The 24,105-nt window shown below is 66.2% G+C and carries 29 protein-coding genes; 28 read left to right on the top strand and 1 reads right to left on the bottom strand.

The window, feature by feature from the left end:
* Window positions 1–16 precede the first annotated feature (16 nt).
* The 16 genes from fliF to RBA40_RS31790 are packed head-to-tail and all read left to right on the top strand — an operon-like array spanning window position 17 to window position 13,362.
* A complete protein-coding gene (gene fliF, locus RBA40_RS31865) occupies window positions 17–1,738 on the top strand; it encodes a flagellar basal-body MS-ring/collar protein FliF (protein ID WP_374710573.1) in 1,722 nt (573 codons plus the stop codon).
* Entirely contained in the window at window positions 1,719–2,747 is a 1,029-nt protein-coding gene (locus tag RBA40_RS31860) for a flagellar motor switch protein FliG (protein WP_099874634.1), read from the top strand. Before fliF ends, RBA40_RS31860 begins: the two co-directional genes overlap by 20 nt.
* Window positions 2,744–3,430: a flagellar assembly protein FliH gene (gene fliH / locus RBA40_RS31855; RefSeq protein ID WP_306652796.1), complete on the top strand. Its 687-nt coding sequence runs from the start codon at window positions 2,744–2,746 to the stop codon at window positions 3,428–3,430. Before RBA40_RS31860 ends, fliH begins: the two co-directional genes overlap by 4 nt.
* Window positions 3,427–4,743, top strand: coding sequence for a flagellar protein export ATPase FliI (gene fliI / locus RBA40_RS31850; protein ID WP_099874632.1), 1,317 nt, complete (start codon window positions 3,427–3,429; stop codon window positions 4,741–4,743). The genes fliH and fliI overlap by 4 nt, the downstream gene beginning before the upstream one ends.
* Window positions 4,740–5,174, top strand: a complete 435-nt coding sequence (locus RBA40_RS31845) for a flagellar FliJ family protein (RefSeq protein ID WP_306652794.1) — start codon at window positions 4,740–4,742, stop codon at window positions 5,172–5,174. Before fliI ends, RBA40_RS31845 begins: the two co-directional genes overlap by 4 nt.
* 58 nt (window positions 5,175–5,232) lie before the next feature.
* The gene (gene fliD, locus RBA40_RS31840; RefSeq protein ID WP_306652792.1) at window positions 5,233–6,618 is read left to right on the top strand and encodes a flagellar filament capping protein FliD; all 1,386 of its coding nucleotides are present in this window, start codon (window positions 5,233–5,235) and stop codon (window positions 6,616–6,618) included.
* Window positions 6,619–6,633: 15 nt separating this feature from the next.
* Window positions 6,634–7,023: a flagellar export chaperone FliS gene (gene fliS / locus RBA40_RS31835; protein ID WP_306626576.1), complete on the top strand. Its 390-nt coding sequence runs from the start codon at window positions 6,634–6,636 to the stop codon at window positions 7,021–7,023.
* Window positions 7,016–7,333 carry a hypothetical protein gene (locus RBA40_RS31830; RefSeq protein ID WP_306652790.1) on the top strand — a complete coding sequence of 106 codons (318 nt, stop codon included), beginning with the start codon at window positions 7,016–7,018 and terminating at the stop codon, window positions 7,331–7,333. Before fliS ends, RBA40_RS31830 begins: the two co-directional genes overlap by 8 nt.
* Before the next feature lie 2 nt (window positions 7,334–7,335).
* The gene (locus tag RBA40_RS31825; protein WP_306652788.1) at window positions 7,336–8,679 is read left to right on the top strand and encodes a flagellar hook-length control protein FliK; all 1,344 of its coding nucleotides are present in this window, start codon (window positions 7,336–7,338) and stop codon (window positions 8,677–8,679) included.
* Window positions 8,676–9,137 (top strand): flagellar basal body-associated FliL family protein, encoded by a 462-nt coding sequence (locus tag RBA40_RS31820; RefSeq protein WP_306652786.1) that lies wholly within the window; start codon window positions 8,676–8,678, stop codon window positions 9,135–9,137. Before RBA40_RS31825 ends, RBA40_RS31820 begins: the two co-directional genes overlap by 4 nt.
* 16 nt (window positions 9,138–9,153) lie before the next feature.
* Window positions 9,154–9,966, top strand: a complete 813-nt coding sequence (locus tag RBA40_RS31815) for a FliA/WhiG family RNA polymerase sigma factor (protein WP_306652785.1) — start codon at window positions 9,154–9,156, stop codon at window positions 9,964–9,966.
* A 57-nt stretch (window positions 9,967–10,023) separates the two neighbouring features.
* Window positions 10,024–10,956, top strand: a complete 933-nt coding sequence (gene motA, locus RBA40_RS31810; RefSeq protein WP_306652784.1) for a flagellar motor stator protein MotA — start codon at window positions 10,024–10,026, stop codon at window positions 10,954–10,956.
* Window positions 10,940–11,896, top strand: a complete 957-nt coding sequence (locus RBA40_RS31805; protein WP_306652782.1) for a flagellar motor protein MotB — start codon at window positions 10,940–10,942, stop codon at window positions 11,894–11,896. The genes motA and RBA40_RS31805 overlap by 17 nt, the downstream gene beginning before the upstream one ends.
* A gap of 35 nt (window positions 11,897–11,931) precedes the next feature.
* The gene (flgM, locus tag RBA40_RS31800) at window positions 11,932–12,225 is read left to right on the top strand and encodes a flagellar biosynthesis anti-sigma factor FlgM (RefSeq protein WP_306652781.1); all 294 of its coding nucleotides are present in this window, start codon (window positions 11,932–11,934) and stop codon (window positions 12,223–12,225) included.
* Window positions 12,222–12,650 (top strand): flagellar export chaperone FlgN, encoded by a 429-nt coding sequence (gene flgN / locus RBA40_RS31795; RefSeq protein ID WP_306652780.1) that lies wholly within the window; start codon window positions 12,222–12,224, stop codon window positions 12,648–12,650. Before flgM ends, flgN begins: the two co-directional genes overlap by 4 nt.
* On the top strand, window positions 12,637–13,362 hold the full coding sequence (locus RBA40_RS31790; RefSeq protein WP_306652778.1) for a glycoside hydrolase family 73 protein: 726 nt from the start codon (window positions 12,637–12,639) through the stop codon (window positions 13,360–13,362). Before flgN ends, RBA40_RS31790 begins: the two co-directional genes overlap by 14 nt.
* Window position 13,363: 1 nt before the next feature.
* On the opposite strand, the gene flgA is transcribed toward RBA40_RS31790, so the two are convergent.
* Window positions 13,364–13,939: a flagellar basal body P-ring formation chaperone FlgA gene (flgA, locus tag RBA40_RS31785; RefSeq protein ID WP_306652776.1), complete on the bottom strand. Its 576-nt coding sequence runs from the start codon at window positions 13,937–13,939 to the stop codon at window positions 13,364–13,366.
* 263 nt (window positions 13,940–14,202) lie between these two features.
* On the opposite strand from flgA, the gene flgB reads away from it, so the two are divergent.
* The 12 genes from flgB to RBA40_RS31725 all read left to right on the top strand — a co-directional run bounded on the left by flgB (window position 14,203) and on the right by RBA40_RS31725 (window position 24,097).
* Complete coding sequence (gene flgB / locus RBA40_RS31780) at window positions 14,203–14,568, top strand: flagellar basal body rod protein FlgB (RefSeq protein WP_099874620.1); 366 nt, start codon at window positions 14,203–14,205, stop codon at window positions 14,566–14,568.
* 2 nt (window positions 14,569–14,570) lie between these two features.
* Window positions 14,571–14,990 carry a flagellar basal body rod protein FlgC gene (gene flgC / locus RBA40_RS31775; RefSeq protein WP_306626564.1) on the top strand — a complete coding sequence of 140 codons (420 nt, stop codon included), beginning with the start codon at window positions 14,571–14,573 and terminating at the stop codon, window positions 14,988–14,990.
* Between the two features lie 4 nt (window positions 14,991–14,994).
* On the top strand, window positions 14,995–15,690 hold the full coding sequence (locus RBA40_RS31770) for a flagellar hook capping FlgD N-terminal domain-containing protein (protein WP_306652775.1): 696 nt from the start codon (window positions 14,995–14,997) through the stop codon (window positions 15,688–15,690).
* 12 nt (window positions 15,691–15,702) lie between these two features.
* Window positions 15,703–16,890: a flagellar hook protein FlgE gene (locus tag RBA40_RS31765; protein ID WP_306652773.1), complete on the top strand. Its 1,188-nt coding sequence runs from the start codon at window positions 15,703–15,705 to the stop codon at window positions 16,888–16,890.
* Window positions 16,891–16,929: 39 nt separating this feature from the next.
* Window positions 16,930–17,655, top strand: a complete 726-nt coding sequence (locus RBA40_RS31760) for a flagellar basal-body rod protein FlgF (RefSeq protein ID WP_306652772.1) — start codon at window positions 16,930–16,932, stop codon at window positions 17,653–17,655.
* A gap of 27 nt (window positions 17,656–17,682) precedes the next feature.
* Window positions 17,683–18,471: a flagellar basal-body rod protein FlgG gene (gene flgG, locus RBA40_RS31755; RefSeq protein ID WP_187362720.1), complete on the top strand. Its 789-nt coding sequence runs from the start codon at window positions 17,683–17,685 to the stop codon at window positions 18,469–18,471.
* Window positions 18,471–19,127 (top strand): flagellar basal body L-ring protein FlgH, encoded by a 657-nt coding sequence (gene flgH / locus RBA40_RS31750; RefSeq protein WP_306652770.1) that lies wholly within the window; start codon window positions 18,471–18,473, stop codon window positions 19,125–19,127. Before flgG ends, flgH begins: the two co-directional genes overlap by 1 nt.
* Window positions 19,128–19,162: 35 nt before the next feature.
* A complete protein-coding gene (locus tag RBA40_RS31745) occupies window positions 19,163–20,302 on the top strand; it encodes a flagellar basal body P-ring protein FlgI (RefSeq protein WP_306652769.1) in 1,140 nt (379 codons plus the stop codon).
* A gap of 12 nt (window positions 20,303–20,314) precedes the next feature.
* Window positions 20,315–20,716 (top strand): rod-binding protein, encoded by a 402-nt coding sequence (locus tag RBA40_RS31740; protein WP_306652767.1) that lies wholly within the window; start codon window positions 20,315–20,317, stop codon window positions 20,714–20,716.
* Between the two features lie 73 nt (window positions 20,717–20,789).
* Window positions 20,790–22,160, top strand: a complete 1,371-nt coding sequence (gene flgK / locus RBA40_RS31735; RefSeq protein ID WP_306652766.1) for a flagellar hook-associated protein FlgK — start codon at window positions 20,790–20,792, stop codon at window positions 22,158–22,160.
* 10 nt (window positions 22,161–22,170) lie between these two features.
* Window positions 22,171–23,082 (top strand): flagellar hook-associated protein FlgL, encoded by a 912-nt coding sequence (gene flgL, locus RBA40_RS31730; protein WP_306652764.1) that lies wholly within the window; start codon window positions 22,171–22,173, stop codon window positions 23,080–23,082.
* Between the two features lie 4 nt (window positions 23,083–23,086).
* The gene (locus RBA40_RS31725) at window positions 23,087–24,097 is read left to right on the top strand and encodes a hypothetical protein (protein WP_306652762.1); all 1,011 of its coding nucleotides are present in this window, start codon (window positions 23,087–23,089) and stop codon (window positions 24,095–24,097) included.
* The last annotated feature ends 8 nt before the right edge of the window (window positions 24,098–24,105 follow it).

Here is a 24,105-nt window from a genome sequence, read left to right as displayed (position 1 = left end):
GCGGGAAAAAACCAGCGTGATTGCCTCTCTCAAATCCAACTTCGCCGGGCGCATGGGCGCCTTGCCTTCGCTGCCTCCGGCGTTGCGCAACAACCTGACCCCGATCCTGGTGCTGGCGATCGCCATCACGGCCGCGGTCATGATGTACCTGTGGAACGACCAGGCTGGTTACAAGCCGGTCTTCGGCGCCAGCGAGCGGGTTGCCTCGGGCGACATGATGGCCGTGCTCGATGCCGACAAGATTCCTTATCGCCTGCACCCGGAAACCGGCCAGCTGCTGGTGCCGTCTTCGTCGCTGGGCAAGGTGCGCATGCTGCTCGCCGCCAAGGGCCTCTCCGCCCAGCTGCCGGCCGGCCTGGAACTGATGGACAAGAACGATCCGCTGGGCGTGTCCCAGTTCGTGCAGGACGTGCGCTTCCGCCGCGGCCTCGAAGGCGAACTGTCGCAAAGCATCCTGGCGCTCGACGCCATCGCCTCGGCCCGCGTGCACCTGTCGATCGCCCGTTCGACCTCGTTCGTGGCCAGCGACGGTGAAAAATCGTCGGCCTCGGTCGTCATCGCGGTCAAGCCGGGCCGCACCCTGGCGCCGGAACAGATCGCCGCGATCATCAACATGGTTTCGGGCAGCGTCGCCAGCCTCTCGCCGCAGCGCGTCAGCCTGGTCGACCAGGCCGGCAACTACCTGTCCTCGCGGGTCGACCTGACCGACGGCTTCGACGGCGCCGGCCAGGGCGCGGATGCCAACGCCAAGAAATACCAGGACCAGGTGCGCGGCAACGTGAATGAACTGCTCGGTCCGGTCCTGGGCGCGAACAACTTCAAGCTCAGCGTCACCGCCGACATCGACAACGACAAGATCGAGGAAACCAGCGAGAAATACGACGGTGCCCCGAAAGTGACCAGCGAAGCGGTGCGCGAAGAGCAGGAAAAGAACCGCATGACCATGGGCGTGCCAGGCACCCTGTCGAACCGTCCGCCGGCCCTGCCCGATCCGCAGGTCGCAGGTGCTGGCGCCGGCGCCAGCCCCGATCCGAAACTGGACGACGGCAGCGCGCGCAAGAACGCCAGCACGCGCCAGTTCGCCTACGACCGCAACATCACCCAGATCAAGCGCAGCCGCGGCCGTTTGAAGAAGCTCAGCGTGGCTGTGGTGCTGAACAATAACGTGGCTGCCGCCAAGACCGGCTGGACCGCCGCCGAACTGGCGAATATCGAAAAAACCCTGACCAGCGGCCTGGGCATCAACGCCGAACGCGGCGATGTGCTGACCGTGTCGGCCATGACCTTCCCGGTCCAGCCTGCCGCAGCCCCTTGGTGGCAGGAACGCGACAACGTGGTCGACATGAGCAGCTGGGCGGCGTGGGCGGTGGGCATCCTGCTCGGCTTCCTGCTGATCATCCGTCCGCTGCTGCGCCTGTTGACGGTGCGCCTGGCGCCGGCCGCTGCGGTCGCCGCCGACGCCCAGCTGCTCGGCGGCCCGGCCGGTGCCGCCACCGCGGTGGCCGGTCCGGCGCTGCGTGCGGGCGATACCCGTGCCATCGACGTCGTGGGCGGCGCCCCGGCCCTCGGCGCACCGCTGCCGATGGTGCCTTTGCTGGAAAATTATGATCTTCCCCCTGCCGGATCGGCAGTCGATGTGATGGTCGATCACCTGAAAGTTCTCGCTGCCAAGGAACCGGAGCGGGTCGCCGAAGTCGTCAAACAATGGATGCAGAAAAATGGCCGAACTGGACAATAACGTGGACGCCGAAGAGGCGCCTGGACTGACCCCTGTCGAACAGGCCGCCATCGTCCTGTTGAGCATTGGCGAAGAGCCGGCCGCGGCCGTGCTGCGCTGCCTCGACCGCGAGGAATTGCTGGAAGTGACGCAAGTGATGTCGCGCATGAGCGGCATCAAGGTCGATTCCGTGCGCGTGGCGATGCAAACCTTCTTCGACGATTACCGCCAGCAGTCGGGCGTGCATGGCGCCTCGCGCAGCTACCTGAAGCGCTCGCTCGACCTGGCGCTCGGCAGCGACATCGCCAACAGCGTGCTCAACAACATCTACGGCGATGCGATCCGCCCGATGATGGCGCGCCTGCAGTGGGCCTCGCCGAAATGGCTGGCCGACTATGTCGCCAACGAGCACGTGCAGATGCAGGCCGTGTTCCTGGCCTTCCTGCCGCCGGCCCTGGCCGGCCAGATCCTCGACGCCCTGCCGCTCGAGGGGCGCGACCTGGTGCTGCTGAACCTGGCGCGGCTGGATGAAATCGACCGCGACCTCTTGACCGAACTGGAAGAGCTGGTGACCCGCTGCCTGGGCGCGCTCGACACCCAGAGCGCCAGCGTGGAAGGCATCCGCCAGGTTGCCGAGATCCTCAACCGCCTGCCGGGCAACCGCGCCGGCATGGTCGAACTGCTGCGCGCCCACGATCCGGACGTGGTGTCCGAGATCGAAATGAGCATGTACGACTTTTTCATCCTGTCGCGCCAGACCGAGGCCACGATCACCCGCATCCTCGACGACGTGCCGCTGGAACAGTGGGCCATCGCCCTCAAGGGCGCCGAACCGGCGATCCGCGACGCGATCCTCACCACCATGCCGCGCCGCCAGGCCCAGAACTTCGACGACCTGCTGCGCCGCGCCGGTCCGGTACCGCTCTCGCGCATCGAACAGACGCGCAAGGACATCATGGCAACCGTGAAACAACTGGCCGACAACGGCGAGATCGAAGTCCAACTGTTTGCCGAGGCCGTCATAGAATGAAACAATTTCGCCCCTACCATTTCCCACCGCTGTCGCAACTCGACGCGCTCGGTGCCGCTCATTCCGCCGAGGCCGCGGGCCAGTGGCAGAACGCGGTCGAAGACGGCTACCAGCAGGGGCAGCGCGACGGCTACGAGAGCGGCCAGTCGCGCGGCAGCGCCGAAGGCTACGCAGCCGGACTGGCCGAGGGCCAGGCCGCCGGCCGCCAGCAAGCCATGCAGCAGGTGCAGGACCGCTTCGAGCAGCTGGCCGGTCCGCTCGACGGCATGTTCACGCAACTGAACCAGATGGTCGAGGAATTCCGTTCCGCCCAGCGCAAGGAAGTCGTCGACCTGGTCGGCAAGGTGGCGCGCCAGGTGATCCGCGCCGAACTGGCGCTCCAGCCGGTCCAGTTGCTGGCCCTGGTGGACGAAGCGCTGGCCGCCATGCCGCCGACCCGCGACGGCATCGAAGTGTGCCTCAATCCGGAAGAACTCAAGCGCATCAGCGAACTCGATCCGGTGCGCGCCGCCAAGTGGAGCCTGCTGCCCGACCCGTCGCTGCAAGCGGGCGAATGCCGCGTGCGCGCCGGCGACAATGAAGTCGACGCCGGTTGCCAGGGCCGCCTGGCCGCCTGCATGACCCAGGTCAGCGCCCAGTTGCTGCCGGCGCCTGAACGGGTGCTTGATGAGATGGAAGCATGAGCACCCTGGCCGATTCCCTGCGCACCGTCGAGCTCGACGACGTCCCGGTCGCGATCCCGACCGGACGCCTGGTCGGTGCCTCGGGCTTGCTGCTGGAATCGGCCGGCTGCCGCCTGCACACGGGCCAGCGCTGCCGCATTGAAACGGTCAATGGTGACTGGCTCGATGCCCAGGTGGTGGGTTTCCGCGAACGCCTGTCGTTCCTGATGCCGTTCAAGCAAGCCATCGGCCTGACCACGGGCGCGCGCGTGCTGCCCAGCCCCACCGCCGCCACCCTGCAGATCGGCCCCTCGTGGCTGGGACGCATGGTCAATGGCCTGGGCGAGCCGATCGACGGCCTGGGCCGCCTGGGCGGCGAACATCGCCTGGAAATGACGCCGCCAAAAATCAATCCGCTGAAAAAGCAACCGGTGGTCGAGCCGCTCGACGTCGGCGTGCGCGCCATCAATTCCATGCTGACCATCGGCAAGGGACAGCGCGTCGGCCTGATGGCCGGCAGCGGCGTCGGCAAGTCCGTGCTGCTGGGCCTGATCACGCGCCAGACCGTGGCCGACGTGGTCGTGGTCGGCCTGATCGGCGAGCGTTCGCGCGAAGTGCGCGAATTCGTCGACATGTCGCTCGGCCCCGAGGGCTTGAAAAAAGCCGTGCTGGTGATCGCCCCGGCCGACGAATCGCCGCTGATGCGCATCCGCGCAACTGAACTGTGCCACGCGATCGCCGCCCATTACCGCGACCAGGGCTTGAACGTGCTGCTGCTGGTCGATTCGCTCACCCGCTACGCCATGGCGCTGCGCGAAGTGGCGCTGGCGCTGGGCGAGCCGCCGGCCACCAAGGGCTATCCGCCGTCGGTGTTCTCGGCCCTGCCGCAGCTGGTCGAAAGCGCCGGCAACGGCGAGCACGAACACGGCAGCATGAGCGCCATCTACACCGTGCTGGCCGAAGGCGACGACCAGCAGGATCCGGTGGTCGACACCGCCCGCGCCATTCTCGACGGCCACATCGTGCTCACCCGCGAACTGGCTGAACGCGGCCATTACCCGGCCATCGACGTGGCCGCCTCGATCAGCCGCTGCATGGCCCAGGTGGTCCCGGTGCCGCACGCGCTGGCCGCCCGCAAGCTCAAAGCCGCGCTGGCCCGCCACGCCCGCGTGCGCGACCTGATTCCCCTGGGCGCCTACGTGCCGGGCGCCGATCCGGTGACCGACCACGCGGTGCGCCTGGAACCGCATATCGACGCTTACCTGTGCCAGGGCACGCGGGAAGCGGCACCTTTGCCTGAATGCATTTCCCAACTGGAAGCGATGATGTCATGACCATCAAGAGCACGATCGACAGCCTCGACACCCTGGTCCGCCTGCGCAGCACCAAGGTGGAAAAGCTGCAGGCCGACATGGCCGCCCAGCACGCCACCAAGGCGCGCTACCAGGCCAACCTGGCCCACCTGGACAGCCTGGCCAGCGGCAGCGGCGCCAGCGGCGCGCTGCCGCTGGCGCTGGCGCTCAACTGCGGCCAGTACAAGCTGGCCGTGATCGCGCTGGCCGACAATCACCGCACCGACCTGAGCCTGCACGAGGCGACCATGGCCGTGTCGCAGCGCGCCCTGAACGATGCCTGGAGCGAGCGCGAGTTGCTGGGTCAGGTGCTGGAACAGAAAAAAGGCGTGGCGGCGCTGGCCCAAAACCGGGTCGAGCGCAAGCGCGAAGACGACCTGGCCACGCAATCGTGGCTGGCCGGCCGCAAGTAATCGCAAGTAATAGCACAAGTAATAGCAAGCAAACCCTGAAGACACTCTGGAGAATACGATGGCGACCATTGGCAACACCTACGATCCGGCCACCACCGCAACGGGCCTGGCGACCAACTACACCTCGGCGCGCCAGAGCATCCTGACGTCCCAGACCAGGCAGGCCAGCGCCGCCGCGGCCGCGCTGACCTCGCTGCGCTCGGCCATTTCGGGCTACCAGAGCTCGCTGCTATCGCTGACTTCCGGCAAGACCATGCTGAGCCAGGCCGCGACCTTCAGCAACACCGCGGTCGGCACCGCCAGCGCGGGCGTGAACGCCACCGCCGGCAGCTACAGCTTTTTCGTCGAACGCATCGCCACCGCCAACCAGGTGTCCTACAGCGGCCTGGCCGACAGCGCGGCCGACGGCGGCAACCTGGGCATCGAATTTGGCGGCGCGCCCGGCTTTACCATCAACCTGGCCAGCGCCAACAGCGACGGCAACGCCACCCTGACCCCGCGCGAAATCGCGGCCGCCATCAATGCCGAGCCGACCAACAACGGGCGCGTATCGGCCTCGATCGTCACCGTCAACGGCGTCACCCAGCTGATGCTGACCTCGAAAACGACTGGCGCGGCCGGCAATATTTCGCTCAACACCGCCGCGGTCAACAATGCCGGCCTGAAAACCGCCCTGTCCGATCCGCTCAACGCCAAGCAGATCGTGACCGGCCAGGATGCCATCGTCTGGCTCGGCGCCCAGGGCACCGGCACCAAGATCGAACAAGCCTCGAACGTGTTCACCAACGTCGATGGCGTGACCATGACGTTCGCCAAGGCCCAGGCGCCGGGCGACGCGCCGGTGACGCTGACGGTGGCCAGCGACAACGCCGCCACCGTGGCCAAGGTGCAGAAATTCGTCGACGATTACAACAAGCTCAAGGGCGTGATCGACGCCATGGTGGCGCCGGGCGACCCGTCCAAGGGCCAGGCCGGCGGCGTGTTCGCCAACGATGGCGGCGTGCGCGTGCTGCAAGGCCGCATGGTAAGCATGCTGCGCGGCGCGAATGGCGCCGACAGCCTGGCCGCCTACGGCATCATCGCCGCCCGCGACGGCAGCCTGTCCCTGAACGCGACGCGCCTGACCAGCCAGCTCGGCGTATCGCCGAAGGGCCTCGACACCCTGATCGGCAGCAGCGTCGGCGGCAGCAGCAGCGGCATCGCCGGCAATGTCGACAGCTACCTGAAGGAATGGAGCAGCAGCACCGACGGCCAGCTCAAGCAGCGCCTGGAACAGAACACCAAATTGCAGACCAGCCTGACCAAGCGCCAGGACCAGCTCGACAAGCAGTACGACAGCGCCTACAAGCGCTATCTCATGCAATTTACACAGTTGCAGACACTGCAAAGCCGGATGGCGTCCAACACATCCATGTTCGACGCACTGTTCGGCGACAAATCCTAATCAAGAGAGGAAAAGATGTCCTATTCCGACGCTTACAGCGACTACCACTCGGTTAACCTTGATGCTCAGACGGCCCGTGCATCACCGGTCGAGCTGGTCTTGCTGCTGACCGATGGCTTGCTCGACGAACTGGCCCGTGCGCGCGGCCACATCGTCGGCAAGCGCTACGAGCAAAAGGCGGTCAGCATCGACAAATGTGTCGAAATCATCAATGGACTGTCCAGCTCGCTGGACTTCGAACAAGGCGGCGACGTGGTGGAAAACCTGGCAAGACTGTATGACTTTTGCGCGGCCCGCCTGCACGGGGCCGGTATCAAGATGGACCCGGCGATGCTCGACGAAGTGGTCGATATCCTCGGCACGATTCGCCAGGGCTGGCTCGGCGTGCAGGCGCGCAATGGATAGGCGCGCCGCCCTGAACGCCCTGACGGCGGCCCTGGCCACTGCCGGCGCCGCGCGCGACTGGGTCGCGCTCGACCGCGCTGTGGGCGCCCTGAGCACCCAGCTGCGCGTGCTGGCTGCCAGCGGCCCGTGGAACCCGCTTGAGAAGCGTGCCCTGGAAGCGCTGCGCGCCCAGCACGACGAGGCGGCCGACCTGTGCGCCGCCGAGCTGGAACTGCTGGGAGCGCAAATGCACGACATGCACACGAACAAGGCCGGGTTTATCGCTTACGCCCTCGACAATGAAACTGATTCAGAACGTAACCAGGCATAACCATGATGCTCGCTAACCTGACCCCTTCCCCCGCCGCCCCGGGCGCCACCGGCGCCGCTGCGCCCGCCGCTGGCGTCCCTGCCACCGCTGGCGCCGACGCCGCCGCGCCGTTCGCCAGCTGGCTGATGTTCGACATCGCCGCCGTCCAGGTGAGCGTGCCTGAAGCCGAGACCGCCAGCGCCGAGGCCGCGCCGGTGGACGGCCTGGCCGAGCCTGGCGTCCTGCTCGACAGCGCCGCGCCGGCCGTGTCGGTCGACACGCCCGATTACGCCACCACGCCGGCCATGACGATGAGTATGACGCTGCCGCTCGGCATCGTCTTGCCACCGGCCGTGCCGATGCCGTCCAGCATGCCCGCCACCATGGCCGCGCCAGTCGCTGGCGCCGCACCGGTCGCTGGCGCCAGCGCCCCGGTCAGCTTTGCCAGCCCGCTGCCCCCGGCTGCCGCGCCGGCTGCGGCCATGCCGGCCGCACCCGCCATCGCCATCGCCGTCGCCGTGCCCGCGGCCCCGGCCAGCACCGTCTCGTCCACCTTCAGCGCCCCACCGGCGGGGGCCACCAGCAGCGCTGGCGCCGCTGACAGCCGCACCGACAGCGCCACCGACAGCGGCGCCGCCGATGCCCGTACGCCGGCAGCCGCTCCGCTGGCTCTGCCGGCGCAAGCCCAGGCCGCCGCACCGGCGCCGCGCGCACCGGTGCGCACCGGCGACAGCACGGCAACAGGCAGCGCAGCCGCTCCCGCAGCCCAGAAAACCGGCGTAGCCACAACGGTCCAGCCGCTGGCCGCCGCCACCGTCGACACCGTGCTGCGCAGCGACGCGCCGGTTGCCGGTCCCGCCAACGTCATGAGCGGCGCCAACGCCCTGGCGTCCCAGAACGCCGCCATGGCCGCCCCGCTGGATGTGAAACTGCCGGCCAACCCGGCCGACTGGCAGCAGCCCCTGCGCGAAGCGCTGGGCGACCGCCTCCAGCTGCAACTGGGCCGCAACATCGACCAGGCCGTGATCCGCCTCGATCCGCCGCAGCTGGGCCGCATCGAGATCGCGATCCGCCACGCCGCCGGCGGCGCGCTGGAAGTGAACATCAGCGCCACCCACAGCGAAGTGCGGCGCCAGCTCAACAATGTCAGCGATGCCATGCGTTCCGACCTGGCCCAGCGCCAGTTCAGCGATGTCGCCGTGACCATTACGGCAACCCCGCGCAGCGGCGCCGCCTTCGGCGAACAGCAAGGCCGCCAGCGCCAGCCTGAACGCGACAACACTGACAACGATCCTGGCCGCGCGCTGGCCGAAGCCGGCAATCCGTCCGCCACGTTCTCGCTGTCCGGCCGTGAGTATGCAGCATGAAAAAGACTACCAAACTGATCATTGCTTTTGTGGTCATCGGCATCGTGGGCGCCGCCGGCGCCGGCGCGGCCCTGTACTTCAAGCAGCCGATGCCTGGCAAGGATGGCAAGCCGGCCGAGGCCGAAGCGCCGAAGAAAAAGCCGGCGCGCTACGTCTCGCTCGACAAGGTCATCGTCATGCTGCGCCGTAGCCCTGGCGAAACCCAGGCCCATTACATTTCCACCGACCTGGTGCTGTCGACCACGCTCGAGCAGGAAAAGAAGGTCAAGGATGACTTGCCGATGCTGCGCAGCGTGGCCGTGCGCGCCCTGTCGGCGCACACCATGGGCGCGGCCCAGGCCCTGACGGTCGAGCAGTACGCCGAGCAGATCAACAGCACTTTCGCCGCCACTTATGACAAGGACAAGCTCGAAAAGCCGTTCTCCGAAGTCATGATCGGCAAACTGATCATCGAATAGCCAACCCGGGAATCTTGTGGCCTATCACGCCGATTACACCGACTGCAGCAGCGCCGCCAGCTACATGGGCGGCAACGCGCACGCCCATGGCGTGCCAGGTGAACACGCCAGCGAGTACGGCGGCGCTTACGGCGCCGCCCAGGTGGCCGAGTACGCCCCCGTGCTCGACGCCCGCGAAGAACAGCGCCAGCTGGTGGCCTACGCGCCGCTGGTCAAGCGCATCGTGCGCCAGCTCAACGCCCAGGTCTCGGGCGTGATGGGGCGCGAAGACATGGAACAGATCGGCCTGATGGGCTTGCTCGAGGCGCTGCGCCGCTATGGCATGCCCGACGCCGGTTTCGGCAGCTTCGCTTCCTTGCGCATCCGCGGCGCCATCCTCGACGAACTGCGGCGCCAGGACTGGCGTCCGCGCGCGGTGCGCCAGGACAGCCACAAGATGCGCGACCAGGTGCGCGCCCTGACCCGCTCGCTCGGGCGCGAGCCGAACGACCAGGAAGCGGCCGCCGCGCTCGGTCTCACACCCGAAGCCTACGTGCAATACCAGCTCGACGATGGCGCCGAGCTGCTGCTCAGCTTTGACGAAGTGCTGCAGGAAGCCGCTGAACGGGCCCACAGCGCGCCCGGCCCGGAAGAGCAGTTCATGGTCAAGCACAGCCTGGAACAGGCCCTGATGGCCCTCGACGAGCGCGAGCAGCGCGTGATCCAGATGATTTACGAATTTGAACTGAGCTACAAGGAAGTCGCTGCCGTGCTGGACCTGTCGGACGCGCGCGTCTGCCAGCTCAACAAGGCGGCGCTGGCCAAGATGAAAGCAGCCCTCAAAGGCTGATCAGGACATGTTTTACCCGCTTCTTTCGCACACCACGACTTACCAAAGGAATTTAACATGCAGCAACTAGTCGGCATTGCCATCGTTCTCGGCTGTATTTTCGGCGGCTTCGTGCTCATGGGCGGCACCTTCGATGCCATCTGGCACCCGGTCGAGATCCTGATCATCGCCGGCGGCGGCGCCGGCGCACTGGTGTTGGGAAACCCCAACCATGTGCTCAAGGAATTGACGACCCAGCTGCGCAAGATCATCGTGCGCAAGAAGCAGGGTTCCGAGTTCCAGCGCCAGTTGTTGTTGTTGATGTACGAACTGCTGCAGACCGCGGCGGGTGGTTTGAAAGCACTCGATGCCCACGTGGAAGATCCAGCGTCGAGCCCACTGTTCCAGCGTTACCCGTTGGTATTGGAAGAGCCTAAACTGTTGGCGTTTATTGTCGATAATTTCCGTTTGATGGCCATGGGAAAAATCAATGCCCATGAGCTTGAAGGCGTACTGGAGCAGGAACTGGAAGCCATTCACGAAGAGCTGGTGCAGCCATCCAAGTCGCTGCACAAGATTGCCGAAGCGATGCCCGGATTCGGCATCCTGGCGGCGGTGCTCGGGATCGTGCTGGCGATGAACTCGGTGGCCGAGGGCGCCGATGCCGGCGCGATCTCGGCCAAGGTGGGCGCTGCGATGGTCGGCACCTTCCTCGGTATTTTCTTCTGCTACGGCGTACTCGACCCGATCAGCAACATGATGAAGCAGCTTGTGAACCAGGAAGCGTCGAACATGGAATGCGTCAAAGTCGTTCTGGTCACCCACGTGGCCGGCAAACCGGCCCTGCTGGCAATCGATGCCGGCCGCCGCCTGGTGCAGCTGAACATCAAGCCGACGTTCGCCCAGCTCGAAAGCTGGATCAACGCCATGGGCGGCGAAGGCGAAGATGCGCCGTCGCCGAAACGCCGCGCCAGCGACAAGGCAGGAGAGCCTCGTGCAAAAGCAGCATGATAAACATGACAAGCACGACGCGGCGATCATCGTCCGCGGCCGTGGCAAGGCGCACGAGGACGACCACGGCGGCGCCTGGAAAGTCGCCTTCGCCGACTTTTGCCTGGCGCTGCTGGCCCTGTTCCTGGTGCTGTGGCTGATGGCGGCGCGCGACCAGCAAACCATGAAAGCGATGGTGCGCGAGCAAAACGGCAGCTATGCCGATGGCCAGGGCAACAAGCCGGAAATCGGCGGCGGCCCGCGCGGCAGCCTGATCGAGCGCTTCTCCATGCCTCACAGCGGCACCTCCGCGCACAAGGAAAACGGCGGCGAAGGCCCGAAAGTGCGCTACGACTCGCCGGCCGAACTGGCCGTGCTGTCGCGCCAGCTGGGCACCATGAGCGTGGAAGCGGGCTTGTCGAACAACCTGGAAACCATGATCACCCCGTACGGCTTGCGCGTCACCCTGCACGATACCGACCGCCAGGGTATGTTCCTGCTCGGCAGCGCCATGCCGACCGACCGCTTCGGGCGCCTGATGCGCCAGATGGGGCCGGTCTTTGCAAAAATGGAAAACCAGATGCTGATCGTCGGCCACACCGATTCGCGCAAATATGCGGGCGACCAGGATGGCAACTCGAACTGGACCTTGTCGAATGCGCGCGCCATGGCGGCCCGCTCCCAGCTGCTGGCCGGTTCCATGAATCCGGACAGCGTGCTGCAGGTGGTGGGCATGGCCGACCGCGCCCCGTTCGAGCCGTCCAACACCGGCGCGGCCGTGAACCGCCGCATCGAACTGCTGATCCTGACCAACAGCCAGGCCAATACCGTGGCCGCCATGTTCGGCGTGCCGGGCAAGAACGAGGTCGGCGCCGAAACGGCGGTCGGCACCAAGGGCTCGGTCGAGGAACTGCGCGACAAACTCAAGAACGTCAAGGGCGCCGACGCCCAAGGCAAATAATCATGACGATCCAATCGAAAAGCCGAGGTCCCCGCATGAAAATCTCCGGTGGCGGTGCGTCCGCCGATGCCTCGGCCGTCCAGCGCGGCAGCGCCGCGGTGGCGTCCGAAGTCAAAACGCCCGTGGCCAGCGGCGCCGGCGTCGCGGCGCCGTCCGGCGCCCTGCAATCGGAAGTGCTGCAGCCGGCCATGGCCGCCCTGGCCGCCATGCCCGAGATCGACCACGAGCGCGTGTCGCAATTGCGCGACGCGCTGGCCAAGGGCGAATTGCCATTCGACCCGGCCCGCCTGGCCGGCCTGATCGAACGCTTCCACGGAGGCCAGGGATGAGCCGCATGACGCGCGAGCAGGCACTGGGCAAGCTGGGCGCCGGCGTGAGCGCCGACATCGATGCCTGCCAGGCCATCCTCGCGCTGCTGGCGCGCCAGTTCGACGCCGCCCTGCGCCACCGCAGCGCCGAGCTGGCCGAACTGGCCGAACAGCTGGCGCCGTTACTTGACGCGATGGAACAGCGCCGCGTGCAGCGTGTCTCGCTGGTGCGCGCCCTGTGCGGCTCAAGCGCCGACATGGCGACCCTGATCGCCAGCCTGGGCGCGCCGCAACGCGAGGCCTTGAGCGCAGCCTGGCAATCGCTGGAGCAACTGGTACTTGAATGCAAACGTTTGAATGTTCGCAACAGCGCATTGCTGACCGAACAATTTTCCATCATGCAGCGTGTGCTGCACGGAGAGGAGACCTTGTATGAGGCACGCTGATTTCCATACCGCCAGCATCGCGCCGGCCACGCCGACCCAGTCCACCCGCCCGATGGCGGCCGTGGGCGGCGGCGCCGGCTTCGGCGGCGTCTACAGCTCGATGCAGAACGAAATCGCCGATTTCATCAGCCAGGGCAGCGCCGACAGCGGCGCTTCCATGCTCAGCCCGCAAGGCCGCATGCTGCAGGCGCGCCTGCAGGACGCCGAGGTCGCCCCGGCCAGCGTCGGCGGCGCCTTTGCCGACGGTTCCGAGCAACAGGCTTTCCTGGAACAGATCGCGCCATGGGCCCGTGAAGCCGGCGAACGCCTGGGCGTGGCGCCGCAACTGGTGTCGGCCCATGCCGCGCTGGAATCGGGCTGGGGCCAGCGTCCGCTGCGCCAGGCCGAAGGCGCCACCACCCATAACCTGTTCGGCATCAAGGCCGGTGCCAGCTGGCAGGGCGAGGTGGCCGACAACGCCACCACCGAATACGAACACGGCGCCGCAGTGAAGAAAACCGAGCGCTTCCGCAGCTACCCGGACCAGGGCGCCGCTTTCCGCGACTACGCCCAGGTGCTGCTCGACAATCCGCGCTACGCGGCCGCCATCGGCACCGGCAACGATGCCCGCGCCTTTGCCGAGGGCCTGGCCAAGGGCGGTTACGCCACCGATCCGGCCTACGCCGCCAAGCTGACCCGCCTGGCCGCCCGCCTGCAGGGAGCATCGGAATGAATCACGGCTGCGCCGAGCGCGGGATCTCGACCGGCTCGACCGTGCCGGCGCCGATCACGCGCATGCGCACCACCCGTCCGTTGGCCAGGTTGCGCACCCGCACCAGCGCATTCAAGGCGCCGGCGTCGAGCGCTTCGCCGGACGTGCTGATTTCGATCGCCTCGAAGCGCGCCAGCATCACCACCGGTTCGCCGCGCTTGACCAGTAATGGCGCGCTCAGCTGCGCCTGGCGCAGCACTTCGCCGGCCCGCAGCGAGCGCCGCGACGCTTGCCCGGTGGCCGCTTCGGCCGAGCTGATGGCGTCGCTCAAGGTGGTGACATCGCGCCGCTCCAGCGTCACGTCCTGCGCCGTGAGCATGTGCCCGGCCGCGACCGGCGCCGCCGTCACCGCCACCAGCGCGCTGACCGATGCGCGCAGCACGTATTCATATCGCCAGCCGCCGGCGTCGGGACACAGCACGGCAAAGCGCATGCGCGCCGGCGTGCGCGTGTCGACCGCTTCGATGTTGACCGGCTTGGCGCACGGCGGAGCCGCACGCGGCGTTGCAACGTTGACAGTAAATTGTGGTTCCGCCAAGCCGGCCGTTTCCGCCTGGCGCGCCAGCTGCTCGCGCGCAGCCTGCTCCAGCCTGGTCGTGATCGATATTTCGGCAGCGTTTGTGTTGCCCCCGGCTAATGAAATCAGTACAGCGGCCGTTAATGGCATGAACAAAGCGCTGGTGGCGCGGCGGACTTCACACATAAGTAGCACCTTGGCAAACGTTGCGCACGACGCAAGAAACGCCGCACAGAGTCATTTTAACCAGATTCACACTGCAGTTCATTCACGGAGGAAGCTTCATGTCGATTGATTTCCAAAAGGCACTTGGCGTGCACGCCGACGCGCTCCATCTGCGCGCCGACCGCACCCGCGTACTGGCCGCCAATATCGCCAACGAAAACACGCCGGGTTTCACGGCACGCGACGTCGACTTCGGTGCCATGCTGCAGCAGCGAATCGAGACCGAGTCGGATATGCCGGGCCTGGGCGCCGATGACCAGGCTGCTTTGTACCGGGTCCCTTACCACCCTAGCGCCGACGGCAACACCGTCGAAATCGGCGTCGAACAAGCCGCGTTCTCGCAAAACGCATCCGATTTCCAGACCAGCCTGACCTTCGTGAATATGCGGCTCAAGGGTTTGGCCAAAGCCATCGCAGGACAATAATCATGAGCTTTAAAGACATTTCCCAAATTGCAGGTTCGGCCATGGCGGCGCAGTCGGTGCGCCTCAATACCATCGCCAGCAACCTGGCCAATGCCGATTCGGTGTCCGGCTCGGAAGGCGAAACCTACCGTGCCCGCAAACCCGTGTTCGCCGCCATGCTCGACGGCGGTGCCGGCAAGCTCGGCGCCGGCAGCCGGGTCCAGGTGCTCGACGTGGTCGAATCGGCCGAACCGCTGCGCAAGGCTTACGAGCCGGGCAATCCGGTGGCCAATGCCGACGGCATGGTGTTCTACCCGAACGTCAACCAGGTGGCCGAGATGACCGACATGATGTCGGCCTCGCGTGCCTTTGAAACCAATGTGGAAGTCCTGGGACGCATCAAGTCGATGCAAGCGGGCCTGCTGCGACTCGGCGAAGGCTGATCCGATGCTCACCAATAACCTCAACGGCGCCAATAACCAGGCTGCCGGCAATGCCAACACCGTCGTCGGCCAGGCCCCGGCCAGCGAAACGGCGGACATGTTCACCAAGCTGCTGGTGGCGCAGATCCGCAACCAGGATCCGCTGGAGCCGAGCGATCCGTCGCAGTTCGTCAACCAGCTCTCGCAGCTGAGCCAGACCGAGGCGATGCAAAGCCTCGCCAAGCTCAACAGCACCAGCGCCAGCGTGCTGGAGAGCATCCAGACCCTGGCCCTGGGCGCCCAGGTCGGCTCCGACATCACCGTCAAGACCCACAGCGTGCGCCTGGACGGCACGCCGCTCAAGGCCAGCATCACCCTGCCCGCGGCGAGCGCCACCAACACGGTGACCCTGACCGGGTCCGACGGCGTCAAGCACGACGTGCAGCTCGGTTCGCGCGGTTCGGGTCCGCAAACGTTTTCCATCGATCCGGTCGCGCTTGGTCTGGCGCCCGGGAAATACGATATCAAAGTACAAACGAGCGCTGGTGCGCTCGACGCCATCGAAGTCATCGGCCGCCTGGACAGCGTGCGCATGTCGGCCGGTGGCGGTGTGGTCCTCAAGGTGGCAGGAATCGGCGATGTTGCGCCGTCGTCCGTCACTGGCTTCAACGGCAAGTCCGGCGCATCGCTGGCGGCCGCCAACTCCTCCACCGCAAATTAAAGGAAGACCATCATGAGTTTCGAAATCGCATTGTCGGGCATCCAGTCGATCAACACCCAGCTTGAAGCAGTCAGTAACAATATCGCCAACGCCGGCACCTACGGCTTCAAGAGCACCCGCGCCAACTTTTCGGCCATGTACGCCGGTTCCCAGGCCACCGGCGTGGAAGTCGGTTCGATGACCCAGAGCATTGGCCTGAACGGTGGCGTCACCACCACCGGCCGCAGCCTCGACGCCGCCATCGACGGCCGCGGCTTTTTTGTCAGCCGCGACAGCCAGGGCATCGTCAACTACAGCCGCGTCGGCATCTTCTCCGCCAACAAGGATGGTTTCCTGGTCGACAGCAACGGCCGCTCGGTGCAGGGCTACGCCGCCATCAAGGGCAGCACCGCGCTGGGCGTGATGGGCAATATCGAAGTGCCGACCGGCCAGATTCCAGCCGTCGCCAGCACCAAGGTCAACTACGTCGGCAACCTGTCGAACGACTGGGTGACCCCGGCCGCCGCCTTCGACCCGGCCAATGCCGCGTCGTACAACATGGCCAAGCAATCGGTGGTCTACGATTCGCTGGGCAGCCAGCACACCCTGTCGCAGTATTTCGTCAAGGGCGCCGGCACCAACATGACCGTGCACTACGCGGTCGACGGCGGCGCGCCGCTGGCCACCACCACCACCCTGGCGTTCGACAACATGGGCCAGCTGCCGCCGGTGCCGCCCGTGACCACCCTGAACATCACCCCGACCAACGGCTCGGCGCCGATCACGCTGGACGTGAACTACGCCGGCACCACCCAGTTCGCCGGCGAAGCCATCACCACCACCAACAGTACCGACGGCTATGCGTCCGGCACCTTCATCGGCGTCGAAATGGGCACCGACGGTTCCGTCCTGGCCAAGTACAGCAACGAACAGCAGCAAGTGGTGGGCACCGTGGCGATCGCCACCTTCGCCGACGAAGGGTCGCTGACCGCTGTGAGCGACACCAGCTGGACCGCCAGTTCCGCATCCGGCGCGGCCCTGTACGGCACCCCGGGCAGCGGCCTGGCCGGCAAGCTCAATACCGGCGCGCTGGAACGCTCGAATGTTGACATTACGTCAGAGTTGGTGGGCCTGATGACGTCACAGCGCAACTATCAGGCAAATTCCAAGGTGATTTCAACAGAAAATCAGATGATTCAGTCCTTAATGCAGGCACTATAAGTATCTGCACGGAAATACTGAATTCATTGAGGGAGCAACATGGATAAATTGATCTTTACAGCACTGAGCGGCGCCGAACGCGCGCTGAAAGCCCAGCAGGTCCACGCCAACAATCTGGCGAACATGGACACGACGGGCTTTCGCGCCAACCTCGAAATGTCGTCGACGCAAGCGCTGGGCGGCGCCGGTTTCGACGACCGCCACTATGTGCGGATGCAGTCCGACTCCGTGTCGGCCCGCTCCGGTCCGGTCAAGGAAACCGGGCGCGACCTCGATGTGGCCATCACCGGCAACGGTTACCTGACGGTCCAGTGGCAGGGTGGCGAAGCCTATACCCGCGCCGGCGCCATCAATATCGATGCCGACGGCGCCCTGTCGGTCAACGGCCATCCGCTGCTGGGCGAAGGCGGCCCGGTGGTGCTGCCGCCGCATAACGCGGTCACTATCGGCGCGGACGGGTCGATCTCGGTGCTGGCACCGGGAACGACCGACATGCAGGTGATCGACAAGCTGCGCCTGGTTAACGCCGAAGCGGGCGAAGTGACCAAGAACGAAGGCGGGCTGATCGTCTCGCGCAGCGGCCAGCCGCTGGCGGCCGACGAAACGGTGACCGTGCGCGGGCGCCACCTGGAAGGCAGCAATGTGTCGGCGGTCGAAGAAATGGTCGCCACCATGAGCCTGAACCGCAGCTTCGAGATGCAGATGAAGCTGCTCAAGGCCAGCGACAACATGAATGAAGTCGGCAACCGCCTGCTCGGCAGCTGAAGCACCTAATACTTAAAGGAAAAGATCATGAATCCAGCAATGTGGATCAGCAAAACCGGGGTGCAAGCCCAGGACGCCAAACTGCAGGCGATCGCCAACAACCTGGCCAACGTCAACACCGTCGGCTTCAAGCGCGACCGTGTCGTGTTCGAGGACTTGTTCTACCAGATCGACCAGCAGCCGGGCGCGCAGCGCGCCGACAATACCCTGTCGCCATCGGGCGTGCAGCTCGGTAACGGCACGCACCTGCTGGGCACCCAGAAAGTGTTCACCAACGGCAGCCTGCAAACCACCAGCCAGCCGCTCGACGTGGCCATTTCCGGCAACGGCTTTTTGCAGGTGCGCCGTCCGAACGGCGACCCGGCCTACACCCGTGCCGGCCAGTTGCAGGTCGACGCCACCGGCACCCTGGTCAATGCCCAGGGCTTGCCGCTGGTGCCGCAGATTACGGTACCGAACAACGCCACCGCGATCACCATCGGTGAAAACGGCATGGTCTCGGCCACCATCGCCGGCAGCACCACGCCGTCCGAACTGGGCCAGCTGACCCTGTCGAACTTCGTCAACCCGACGGGCCTGCTGGCACTCGGCGAAAACCTGTTCTCGGAAACGCCGGCCAGCGGCGCCGCCGCCGAAGGGCGTCCGGGCGATGGCGCTTTCGGCAAGCTCAAACAGGGCGCGCTGGAAGGCTCGAACGTGCAGGTGGTCGAGGAAATGGTCGACATGATCGCCGCCCAGCGCACCTACGAGATGAACACCAAGGTGCTCTCGGCCGCCGACAACATGCTGCAGTACCTGGCCCAGGCGGCCCGCTGATGAAAGCGGCCGCCGCCTTGTTCGCGCTGGCGGTGCTGGGCGGCTGCGCCAGCAGCGGCCAGCCGCCACCGCGCGCGATGGCCGAGGAAACCGCGCCGCTGCCGCGCGCGCAAACGCGCGGCGGCCTGTCGGGCGGCGTGTTCAACGCCGACGCGGTGCCGCTGACCTCCGACAGCCGGGCGTTTCGCACCGGCGACGTGGTCACCGTGATCCTGCAGGAAACCACGCAGGCGAGCAAGCGCGCCGGCACCAGCATCAGCAAGGAGTCGAGCGTGGGCGTGACGCCGCCCATCCTGCTCGGCAAGACGTTCCCGAAAGCCGGCATCGACCTGTCGGCCGAACGCGGCTTCGAGGGCGATGCCACCAGCACCCAGCAGAACGCCCTGTCCGGGGCGCTGACCGTGATCGTGCAGGAAGTGCTGCCCAATGGCTTGCTGCGCGTGGCCGGCGAAAAAAGCCTGACCCTGAACCAGGGCGAAGAATTCGTGCGCCTCAAGGGCTTCTTGCGCGCCGCCGACATCGACGCCGACAACCAGGTCTCGTCGCTGCGCGTGGCCAATGCCCAGATCAGCTACTCGGGCCGGGGCGCCCTGGCCAACGCCAACGAACCTGGCTGGCTGACCCGTTTCTTCCTCGGCCCCTGGATGCCGTTTTAAACGCCGCGTTGTTCGTGCCGTTCTAAGGAATCACCATGCAATCACCCGCTTTCCTGCGTCGCCTCGCCCTTCCCTTCGCCCTTCCCTTTTCCGTGCTGGCCCTGCTGTCCTGCTTCGCCTTGCCGGCCTCGGCCGCGCAAACCCTGCGCAACCTGGTCAGCGTCGAAGGCGTGCGCGACAATCCGCTGGTCGGCTACGGCCTCGTGGTCGGCCTGAACGGCAGCGGCGACAGCAGCCAGGTCAAGTTTTCCAGCCAGTCGGTGGTCAACATGCTCAAGCAGTTCGGCGTCAAGCTGCCCGACGGCGCCGAAGCGAAGAACAAGAACGTGGCCGCCGTCATGGTCAGCGCCGTGTTCCCGCCCGGCTACCGGCGCGGCCAGCCGATCGACGTCACCGTCTCCTCGCTGGGCGACGCCAAGAGCCTGCGCGGCGGCGTGCTGCTGCTCACGCAAATGCGCGCGGCCGACAATGAAGTCTATGCCCTGGCCCAGGGCAATGTGGTGGTCGGCGGCCTGAACGCCACGGGCGCGAGCGGCTCGAGCGTCACCGTCAACACCCCGACCGGCGGACGCATTCCCAACGGCGCCAACATCGAACGCGAAATCGGCAGCGATTTCTCGACCCGCGCCGAAGTCATGCTGCGCCTGAAAGCGCCGCACTTCGAGACCGCCACCAATGTCGTCGAAGCCATCAACCGCCGCTTCGGGCCGCTCGCCACGACGGCCGACGGCGCCAGCATCCAGGTGATCGCCCCGGCCAACCCGACCGAACGCGTGGCCTTCATGGCCAAGCTGCAGGCGCTGTCGATCGATGTCGGCACCGACGTGCCGAAAGTGGTCTTCAATTCGCGCACCGGCACGGTGGTCATCGCCGAAGGCGTGCGCGTCAAGGCCGCCGCCGTCACCCACGGCTCGCTCAAGGTGGTGATCGCCGAAAGCTCGGCCGTGAGCCAGCCCGGCCCGTTTTCGGGCGGACGCACCGCCGTCACCCCGCAATCGAAGCTGTCGGTCGACCAGGGCGCCGGGCGCGCCATGTTCAAGTGGCCCGCCAGCGCCAAGCTGCAAACCATCATCGACATCGTCAACAGCCTGGGCGCCACCCCCGACGACATCATGGCGATCCTGCAGGCGCTCGACCAGGCCGGCGCCATCGAAGGCGAACTGGTCGTCATTTAAGGAGTTGCTGCCATGAATCCACTCGACCTTACCACCAAGCTCAACCGCGCCGGCATGGGCCCCGGCCACGAAGCCGCTGTCACCCCGGCCGCCGATCCGGTGTTCGTGACGAAAGCCACCAAGGCCGCCATCGAATTCGAAAGTTTCTTTATCGGCAATATGCTGCAGCAAATGCGCAGCGGCACGCGTGCCATGGCCGACGACGACAGCGTCTTCAAGGACCCGGTCAACCGCGACATGCAAGACATGGCCGACAACATGATGGCCGGGCAAATGGCAAACCAGCGCGCCTTCGGCGTGGCCGACGCCATCCTGCGCCAATTGCTGCCGGCGGCTGCGCCGCAGACGCCGGCGCAGAACGCGCCGCTGGCTCCGCTGCAAACTCCGCTGAAAACTTCGCACCAAAAAATTTAATGGCGGCAAGTAAACGGTCGCCTTGTAACTATGACGACCCATCTTGCCGGCCCATCGAGAAAGAAGTGACACCATGAGCATCATGAACAACGCCCTGAGCGGCGCCCTGGCTTCCCAACTCGCGCTGCAGGCAACCAGCCAGAACATTGCAAACTTGCAAACCAAAGGTTACACGCGCCAGTCGGCGCTGCTGACCGCGGTCGGTCCGCAGTCCGGGACGCGCTCGGCCGGCAACGGGGTGGAGGTCAATTCGCTGCTGCGCTTCAGCGACGGCTACAAGAACCAGCAACTGTGGCGCGCCGCTTCCGGCGTCGGCCAGTATTCCCAGACCCAGCCCTACCTGACCCAGCTCGAACGGGTCATGGGCGACAATGACGCCGGCCTGAGCAACGGCGTCGACAAATTCTTCCAGGCGCTCAACGCGGTGGCCGGCGTCGATCCCACCTCGACCCCGCTGCGCCAGCAAGTGCTGACCGCCGCCAGCGCCATGGCGCAGCGCTTCAACAGCATGAACAATGTGTACAACGGCCAGCTGCAATCCTTGCGCGACCAGCGCGGCGCGATCGTCTCGTCGGCCAATGCCTCGATCCAGACCATCGCCGGCCTGAACCGCCAGATCAGCCTGGCCACCGCATCCGGCAGCAGCACCTCGACCCTGGTCGACGCGCGTGACCTGGCCATCGACGCCCTGTCCACCCAGGTCGGCCTGGAAGTGACCGACCAGCCCGACGGCACGCGCAGCATTTCGCTCAAGACCGGCCAGGCGCTGGTGATCGGCGACGTCGCCGCCACCCTGGTGGCCGAAGGCGGCGCGGCGCAAAACCTGCGGGTCGACTTCGCCGGCTCCTCGTTCCAGCTCGACAAGACGGCGGTGGGCGCCCAGCTCGGCGGCCTCGGTTTGTACGAACGCGACATCTTGCTGCCGATGCAGCAAGGCGTGTCCGACCTGGCCCAGCAGCTGGCGCAAAAGGTCAACACCCAATTGGCAGCCGGCTACACCATGAACGGCACGGCCGGCGGCCCGCTGTTCGTGTTCACCCCCGGCAGCCCGTCGAACATGCTGCAGGTCACGGCCGGCTACCAGACCGCCGACCTCGCCTTTTCGGGCGATAATACCCCTGGCGACAGCGGCAACCTGCAAAAAATGATCGACATCAAAAAGCAGCCGGTCACCATCGGCTCGCTCGGTTCGGTCATGATCAGCGACGCCGATTCCCAGCTGGTCGGCAAGCTGGCCGTCGACAGCCAGCAAAACCGGGTAGCCCTGGCCACCGCCGAGACCATGCGCAACCATGCGATGGACGACTGGACCTCGACCAGCGGCGTGAACAAGGATGAAGAAGCGGTCAATCTGGTCGAGTACCAGAATATGTACCAGGCGAACATGAAAGTGATGTCAGTAGCCAACTCGCTGTTCGATGCGACGCTGGCCATGATGGGTTAAGGAGAAACGTATGCGGATTGCCACCAGCCAGTATCAAGCGACGATGAACATCTCGCTCCAGCAAAACCAGGAGCGCATCAGCTACGTCAATCAGCAGATGGCGAGCCGTACCCGCATCTTGCTGCCGTCGGACGACCCGGTCGACACGGTGCGCATGTCGCGCCTGCATCGCGAAGAGTCCGCCGTCGGCCAGTACCGCGACAATATCGCCGCGCTCAAGATCCGCCTGACCAAGAACGAAGCTTACCTCGGCAGCATGGTAAACGACATGATGCAGGGCCGCGACCTGCTGGTCTGGTCGTCCGACGGCGGCAACGCCCCGGCCGACCTGGCCGCCATGGTCTCGCCGCTGACCGCCCTGCGCGAAAGCCTGCTCTACAGCGCCAACTCGATCGACCAGGAAGGGCGCTATGTGTTTTCCGGCACCCAGACCGGCACCGCCCCGATCGCCTACAACGCGGCCGCCGCGATCGGTTCGCGCTACAGCTACGCCGGCAACACCAACGACCAGACGGTCGTGGTCGGCAATGGCATCACCCAGGTTGCGAACGGCAATATGAGCGGCATCGAAACCATGCTCAACCAGCTCGATATGACCCTGGCCGCGCTCAGCGCGCCGGGCGCCAGCGCCAACGACCCGACCACCCGGGCCACCCTCGCGGCCAACCTGGACGGCTTCGACACCGCGCTCGACCTCATTTCCGGCAAGATTGCCGTGCTGGGCGGCTCGCAAAACATCCTCAACACGCTCGACGAAAACCACAGCAATGTGAGTTTGTCGAACCAGATGGCGCTGACCGACATCGGCCAGCTCGACTACGGCCTCGCCGCGACTGAGCTGAGCGGCTACACCAGCGCGCTGGAAGCGACCTACAAGGCCTATACGAAGATAGGCAACCTGTCCCTGTTCGCGGCGCTGTAACGCCATGGAAGCGATCCGCCCCACCACCGGCAGTACCAGCGGCCCGGCCGGCGCCAACGGCAGCGGCGTGCGCAGCGAGGCGGCCCCAGGCGCCACGCACGCGCGTCCGCCGCAACTGACCCCGGCCCAGCCGGCGCCGGGCGCGGCGGCCCCGCTGCGGCGCGGCCTGGCCAGGGTCGACCACCAGCTGCAGGGCGACGTCGCCAGCGCCCAGCAAGCGCTCGATTTTCTGGAACAGGTGGCCGGCCAGCTGCAGGCGCTCAAGGGCGAACTGAGCGCCAAACTTTCTTCGCGCCGCGGCGACAGCGGCGCCATCGAAGCCCATCTGCGCCAGCTCGGCGCGACCATGGACAAGCGGCGCCAGGCGAGCGGCGGCAGCGTCGACGCGCGCCTGAACTTCAGCAGCCCGCAACCGGCCAGTCAGCGCTTCCGCATCAAGGGGCTCAACCTCGACATGCTCACCGCCGGTGCCGGCCAATCCCTCTCGTTTTCGGTGGGCGGCAACACCCAGCCGCTGACGGTGGCGATCGACCCGTCCATGACGCGCGACGACATCGTGGTGCGCTTCGACCGCGCGCTGGCCCCGGCCAATATGCGCGTGAGCGCCGACGGCAGCGGCGCGCTGGTGTTCAGCACGCCCGAGTCGGCCTGGCCGATGGTGCGCGATTCGCTCTCGATTCAAGGTGTGGGACGGGTCGCGGTGGAAGCCGATACCGACGTCATCATGCCGCAGCAATGGGGCGCCGACAACACCGACGCCCTGCGCCAGAGTTTGCATGAAGTGGTGCAAGCGCTCTCGCAGGTGCAGCGCTCGCAGGATGCGGCCAGCCACGCGCTCAGTGCGGCGGCCAGCCGCGCCGCCGTCGACCAGCTGCCGGCGGCCGAGATCGAAGTGATGGCGCAGGATTTCGCCGACACCGCCAGCACGCCGAACTACGAATCGCTGCTGGCGCTGACCTCGGCGCTGGTCGGCATCAGCCGCGAGCGCGTGCTCGCCCTGCTCGGCCTTCACTAAACCCCGCC

The sequence above is a fragment of the Massilia pseudoviolaceinigra genome, from assembly GCF_030846505.1.
Taxonomy (GTDB): domain Bacteria; phylum Pseudomonadota; class Gammaproteobacteria; order Burkholderiales; family Burkholderiaceae_D; genus Telluria_A; species Telluria_A violaceinigra.
This window is presented reverse-complemented; position numbering and strand designations above follow the sequence as displayed.

Coding starts and splice junctions, on each gene's coding strand:
- flgG (WP_187362720.1), top strand. CDS start 17,683: ATGAATCCAGCAATGTGGATCAGCAAAACCGGGGTGCAAGCCCAGGAC.
- RBA40_RS31770 (WP_306652775.1), top strand. CDS start 14,995: ATGCTCACCAATAACCTCAACGGCGCCAATAACCAGGCTGCCGGCAAT.
- flgN (WP_306652780.1), top strand. CDS start 12,222: ATGAGCCGCATGACGCGCGAGCAGGCACTGGGCAAGCTGGGCGCCGGC.
- RBA40_RS31860 (WP_099874634.1), top strand. CDS start 1,719: ATGGCCGAACTGGACAATAACGTGGACGCCGAAGAGGCGCCTGGACTG.
- RBA40_RS31845 (WP_306652794.1), top strand. CDS start 4,740: ATGACCATCAAGAGCACGATCGACAGCCTCGACACCCTGGTCCGCCTG.
- RBA40_RS31820 (WP_306652786.1), top strand. CDS start 8,676: ATGAAAAAGACTACCAAACTGATCATTGCTTTTGTGGTCATCGGCATC.
- RBA40_RS31725 (WP_306652762.1), top strand. CDS start 23,087: ATGGAAGCGATCCGCCCCACCACCGGCAGTACCAGCGGCCCGGCCGGC.
- RBA40_RS31790 (WP_306652778.1), top strand. CDS start 12,637: ATGAGGCACGCTGATTTCCATACCGCCAGCATCGCGCCGGCCACGCCG.
- flgB (WP_099874620.1), top strand. CDS start 14,203: ATGTCGATTGATTTCCAAAAGGCACTTGGCGTGCACGCCGACGCGCTC.
- RBA40_RS31740 (WP_306652767.1), top strand. CDS start 20,315: ATGAATCCACTCGACCTTACCACCAAGCTCAACCGCGCCGGCATGGGC.
- flgC (WP_306626564.1), top strand. CDS start 14,571: ATGAGCTTTAAAGACATTTCCCAAATTGCAGGTTCGGCCATGGCGGCG.
- fliI (WP_099874632.1), top strand. CDS start 3,427: ATGAGCACCCTGGCCGATTCCCTGCGCACCGTCGAGCTCGACGACGTC.
- flgH (WP_306652770.1), top strand. CDS start 18,471: ATGAAAGCGGCCGCCGCCTTGTTCGCGCTGGCGGTGCTGGGCGGCTGC.
- RBA40_RS31830 (WP_306652790.1), top strand. CDS start 7,016: ATGGATAGGCGCGCCGCCCTGAACGCCCTGACGGCGGCCCTGGCCACT.
- motA (WP_306652784.1), top strand. CDS start 10,024: ATGCAGCAACTAGTCGGCATTGCCATCGTTCTCGGCTGTATTTTCGGC.
- RBA40_RS31825 (WP_306652788.1), top strand. CDS start 7,336: ATGATGCTCGCTAACCTGACCCCTTCCCCCGCCGCCCCGGGCGCCACC.
- fliH (WP_306652796.1), top strand. CDS start 2,744: ATGAAACAATTTCGCCCCTACCATTTCCCACCGCTGTCGCAACTCGAC.
- RBA40_RS31760 (WP_306652772.1), top strand. CDS start 16,930: ATGGATAAATTGATCTTTACAGCACTGAGCGGCGCCGAACGCGCGCTG.
- flgM (WP_306652781.1), top strand. CDS start 11,932: ATGAAAATCTCCGGTGGCGGTGCGTCCGCCGATGCCTCGGCCGTCCAG.
- RBA40_RS31765 (WP_306652773.1), top strand. CDS start 15,703: ATGAGTTTCGAAATCGCATTGTCGGGCATCCAGTCGATCAACACCCAG.
- flgK (WP_306652766.1), top strand. CDS start 20,790: ATGAGCATCATGAACAACGCCCTGAGCGGCGCCCTGGCTTCCCAACTC.
- RBA40_RS31745 (WP_306652769.1), top strand. CDS start 19,163: ATGCAATCACCCGCTTTCCTGCGTCGCCTCGCCCTTCCCTTCGCCCTT.
- fliS (WP_306626576.1), top strand. CDS start 6,634: ATGTCCTATTCCGACGCTTACAGCGACTACCACTCGGTTAACCTTGAT.
- fliD (WP_306652792.1), top strand. CDS start 5,233: ATGGCGACCATTGGCAACACCTACGATCCGGCCACCACCGCAACGGGC.
- flgL (WP_306652764.1), top strand. CDS start 22,171: ATGCGGATTGCCACCAGCCAGTATCAAGCGACGATGAACATCTCGCTC.